The organism is Ruegeria sp. AF8 (assembly GCF_056541825.1).
On sequence record NZ_JBQFYW010000050.1, the window covers coordinates 1 to 5,082 of the forward strand.

The window sequence follows — 5,082 nt, forward strand, 5'->3', positions numbered from 1 at the left end:
CACGAATACACGTGGCGCAAGCCGACTGGAAGTCCGGTTGATCGCCAACTGCTGCCGTTCGAATGCAGCGCAGCATTCGTTGGATTGGGCTCAATGCAGACCTCGGAGGCGGCACAGCATCCAAACCCTGAGTAGCACTTAGCACTGCGAGTTCGGCCCATACCAGACCTTGGATATGCGGCCGGAATGCTGCAGTCGCAGCCCGCTTTCCGGACATTCGCTGCGAGCGCAAAATCAAAGGCTGCCTGAACTCGCAAAATGCCGGACGAAGCGTGAATTCACGTCGCAAACCCCGATTTCTGCAATCTGCGCTTCGCGACCTCGATCTCCTGCACCAAGGGCGGAGAGCTGACCTCCACTGCGGGTGCAAGCAGGTGATGCCTTTGAGGCGAAGCGGACGTTCAGCCTTGGTTATGAAGCCAATTTAACTGGACTACTCAAAGGTCGCGCATTGTCGAGATTTCGTGACATCCGTTAGACTGTGAGTGGGAGGGTCCTATGCAGCGCCGACTCGCCGCGATCATGGCTGCCGATGTCGTTGGGTATTCGTCGTTGATGGGCAGCGACGAGGCAGGGGTATTGTCCGCTCTCAAATCTCTGCGTTCAGAGATTTTTGATCCCACAATTGCACGACATCACGGGCGCCTCGTCAAGTTGATGGGGGATGGTGCTCTTGTCGAATTTGCTTCGGTTGTCGATGCCGTAACCTGTGGCGTCGAGATCCAGCGGGCAATGGCTGAGGCTGCTCCGACCATCGCCAACGGGTCGCGATTGCAACTTCGGATCGGGATAAACCTCGGTGATGTCATGATCGCTGATGGGGACCTTTACGGTGACGGGGTGAATGTCGCCTCTCGCATTGAAGGTCTAGCGGACCCAGACGGCGTCGCGGTTTCTGAGAGTGTCGTCCAACAGGCCATGGGCAAGGTGGATGCCGGATTTGAGGATCTCGGACTGAACACCCTGAAGAACATCGCTGAACCGGTTCGCGTTTTTCGCGTCATGCCTGACAGAGCGCCCGCATCCAAACGGCGATCAAACAAACTTCCATTGATGACCGGTGCAGCGGTGCTGGTTGGTCTGGGCGTTGCGGGTTTGGTAACGTGGTGGATCAGCTTTGGTCCCGAGCCGCCCGACGCCCTGACCTTTGATGAAGCCGCTTTGTTGACAGAGCCAACAGGTCCGACCATTGCGGTTCTGCCATTTCAAAACCTTAGCAATACGGACGCCCGCGATTTATTGGCTGTAGGCATTGGTGAAGACATCATTGTTGAGCTGGGGAGCTACCAGGACCTCAACGTCCTATCTCGCCAATCCACTCATTCCGTCCGGCCCGAGGAAAGTGACCCGCGCAGTATCCGGCAGAAATTCGGTGCAGACTACGTGCTGGAAGGTACTGTCCGGCAGGTTGCAGATCGTCTGCGTGTGACAGCGCGACTTATAGACACAAGCTCGGGGCTTCAGGTCTGGTCGGACGCGTATGACGATAGCCTCACGACTTCTAATATTCTGGACGTTCAGCTGAACATTACCGAAAAAGTGGCCTCGGCTGTGGGTGATGCGGGCGGGGCGATCAAGCGCATTCACGCAGGTCATGCGCGCGCGAAACCTCCGGAACATCTGTCGTCTTATGAATGTTCTCTGCTACGGGTTGGGTTTCTGAACCGGCGAGATATGCAAGAGCGCGTCCGCGGCTGTATCCTGCGGGTCGTCGAAGACGAACCCGAGTATTGGCGCGGGTGGGCGCAATTGGCCGAGGCACTGCTGACGGATGTGAAGCTTTTTACCGGGCTATATCCAGGGACGCAGGACGAGAAAATTCAACGCGCGGAAGAGGCGGCGCGGAAGGCGGTGTCGCTGAACCCGTATTCTGCGCGCGCTCACTTTCTTCTGGCGCTTGTGCTGCAGATTCAGCGCGATCTTGACGGGTTCTTCTCGTCTGCTGAAACGGCGCTGGCATTGGGGACAGATCGGTATCTGCAAGGGCAGATCGGCTATGAGTTCATTTGGTCCGGGCGTCTGGAGTTGGGCGCTGCTCTTGTTGAGAACGCAATTGCGCTTGACCCAAATGCGGCAGATCCAAACTGGTACCAGGCGCTGGCCGAGTATCATTTCCTGAACGGAGATTACGAAACAGCGCTGAGCACCTATCGCAAGGGGGCGCAGCCGGACATTTGGTGGTCGGTTTCTATCGAGGTTGCAATTCTGGCTGAACTGGGTCCACACGAGGCCGCCATTGCCGCGCGAGACCGGCTTAACAGAATTCGACCGGGGATAAAAATTGCGGATATTGTCTGGATGTATCGGCGTTTTGCGCGCCCGGATGAACACATCCTGCCTTTCGTCGAAGCCTACAGGGCGGTGGACATGCCCGAGGGACGGTTTGCCCCGCTTCAGGATAGTGCAGGCTGACCGACGGGGCGCGGTACGGCACAGAGTAGTGTCAAGTCTGGTACCGATTTTTTATTCGGGTACGCCCGCCTTTTGCAAACTTGCCAACCAGATCCGCCGGTTTTCTGGATGGTTCTTCGATCCTGCGAATTGCCTGCGCATTGCGGATATTGACAGTTTGGGGTTAATCTCAAGCGCATCGTTAACAGCCTCTTGGGCATCGTCTTGCCTGCTCATCTCGGCAAGAGTGGCCGCGCTCAACAGGTGATGAAACAGCCGCCACGTATTGCTTGTTGCCACTGCGCCCAATTGCCGGGCTGCGTCCAGCGCCTCTTCGTAGCGTTCCAGGTGAAACAGGATATGGCCCTGGTAGAAGTACATGTTTTGCAACATCGGATCGCGTGGGCTTAACCGGATCGCCATCTCTATCTCGGGTAGGGCGCGGTCCTGCATGCGGAACCAGTCATAGGTATGCGCCAATTCCAGCCGTATACGCGCATCATTGGGGTTGAGCGCGACAGCGCGTTCGAGATTTGCGATGGCTGGATCGGCCTCTCCTGTAAAGCGGTAGATATAGCCAAGGGCCGCATGCGCCTGTGCGTCCTGATCGTCCAGTACAATGGCTCGCTTGGCCGCCTCAGTCGCGGCAATCAACGTGTCCTGAGGGGTATCTGACCACTGAAAGAAGAATATCGTTCCCAGCGCGCGGGCCAACAGGCTGTGTGCTGCCGCGAATTCCGGATCGGCTGCGATGGCGGACTGTGCAAACGTCACCGCGTCTTGCTGGGCTTCTTGCGAAAACACGGCCTGCCGCGCCCGGCCGCGTAAATACAGATCCCATGCCCCCATGTCCTCAGTCGGTTTTTCCTGCGATCGTGCTTCACCGGACTGATATATCTCAGGCAATAACTGGCCCGCGATGGCCCGGCTGATCTCGTCTTGAACATCAAAGACATCCGTTAGCTGACGATCGAAAACCTCGGCCCAGATGGTTTCGGCGCTGTCGACATCAATAAGTTCTCCGCTGACGCGCATCTGACCATCGGCACGGCGGACGCTGCCGCGGACAACATAGCCAACCCCAAGGTCGCGCGCGATTTCGATCGGGGTTGCCTGATCCTTCGCGTAAGAGAACATCGTTGCGCTGGACACAACGAACAGTTCCCGGTTCCGCGACAAATGCGCGATCAGGTCGTCGGTGAGACCATCGACGAAATACTGACCCGTTCTTTCGTCCCCGATATTGTCAAACTGCACAATGGCCAAAGAGGGTTTTCCAGTGTCCGGCAACCGCTGCCGGTCGGCAAATATGGAAAGCGACAGCATAGCGATTGCCAAAGCCAAGAGAACACCCGCAACAAGAACGCCGCGTTTGGGAGCCTGGGCAATGCGCTGAGGCGGGTCATCCGAAGAAACCGGTGCCACAAATTGGAACCCGCGCTTTGGAAAGGTCTTGATGTAGTCTGAGCTTGCCGCAGTGTCGCCCAAGGCCTTGCGCACGGACCGAATGCGCGTGTTCAGGGCCGCATCGGTGATTGCTGCGCCGTCCCAAATCTCATCAATAATCTCTTGCTTGCTAACAATCCTGTCTCGGTTCCTGACGAGAAGTTCCAGCAATTGCAGGGCCTGAGGTTCCAGAGCGACCGGTTCGCCACTGCGGTTCAATCCCTGTGTCGGATCAAGTTGGAACTCTAAGAAACGGTACATACTGAAACCTACACTCCGCCATGTCCTTGGCTCAACGAAGTTTGCGGATTGTCAGATGAATGTCAGAAAAAATCAGCTTCCGATCAAGCCCGGCGCGTTCTTCGGGGATAGCGTTTTCCGGGGTTAGCGCTCCCTAGCATTACCCAAAGCAATAAGGAGATTGGATATGGCACTATTAAGAACACTTTGTGTGGCGGCCGCAGTCGCTCTAACGGGAAGCACCGCATTCGCTGAAACGGATCTTGAGGCGGCGTTGGATAAGGGCGCCGAGCGCCTTAATGCCGATCAGATCGCAGAGCTTCTGATCGGAAATACTGTCACAGCAACGTCCGGAGAGAAGAGATTTCGCTTTTTCTATGACCCGAGCAATGTCGTGAGCGGCGAGCTTACGAATGGTGGATGGAGCGGTGCCGGCGCATTTGCCATCACCGATACAGACAAGGTTTGCGTTTCCATGGCCGCCGACAATGGGCGCTATCGCTGCATGACAGTGCTGCGTCTCGGGGACTCAATCCAGAAATTCAGCGCCGATGGAAAGAGAACTTTCGAGCTGCACAGCTTTGAACCGTCTACCGGTCTCTGAGTTTCGGTTTCATTCTGGTTCTCACACTGAACCTGCCATTTTTCGGGCTGAGGAGAAATGGCAGGCAGGAATACAGCGGCCCTAATTTCCATGCACGGTAGATGTCCGCAATGCGGGCCGCTGCAACATTGTGGACGGGTGCCAAATGGCGCTTTCGGACCGTACTAACCATAAACAATGGCGGTATTAGATGGTTCGCGCCCGTTCGTGCGCCGAGCAGCATTGGTCAAGATGGGCTCATTCCGGACCTCGTTGCTGTTGCAGCACACGCCCCCCTGCCCCACCGTCAGATGTTCACACAGCGGCCCAAAGCGGATGAGGTGGGTGGCTCCTGCTCCACCGGCATCAAATGTGCCAAAGTGCAGTTATCACCGACTGCTAGGAAAGGAGCCACCCAATGA

Annotated in this window: 3 protein-coding genes; 2 read left to right on the plus strand and 1 reads right to left on the minus strand. The window is 56.6% G+C overall.

Annotated features, from left to right (window positions below; translation table 11 throughout):
- Nucleotides 1-498: 498 nt before the first annotated feature.
- Complete coding sequence (locus ACR0AO_RS25130; RefSeq protein ID WP_480609667.1) at nucleotides 499-2,412, plus strand: adenylate/guanylate cyclase domain-containing protein; 1,914 nt, start codon at nucleotides 499-501, stop codon at nucleotides 2,410-2,412.
- Between the two features lie 51 nt (nucleotides 2,413-2,463).
- Here ACR0AO_RS25130 and ACR0AO_RS25135 read toward each other — a convergent pair whose 3' ends face one another.
- Nucleotides 2,464-4,098: a winged helix-turn-helix domain-containing tetratricopeptide repeat protein gene (locus ACR0AO_RS25135; RefSeq protein ID WP_480609670.1), complete on the minus strand. Its 1,635-nt coding sequence runs from the start codon at nucleotides 4,096-4,098 to the stop codon at nucleotides 2,464-2,466.
- Nucleotides 4,099-4,264: 166 nt separating this feature from the next.
- On the opposite strand from ACR0AO_RS25135, the gene ACR0AO_RS25140 reads away from it, so the two are divergent.
- Entirely contained in the window at nucleotides 4,265-4,681 is a 417-nt protein-coding gene (locus ACR0AO_RS25140) for a hypothetical protein (protein ID WP_480609673.1), read from the plus strand.
- Nucleotides 4,682-5,082 lie beyond the last annotated feature (401 nt).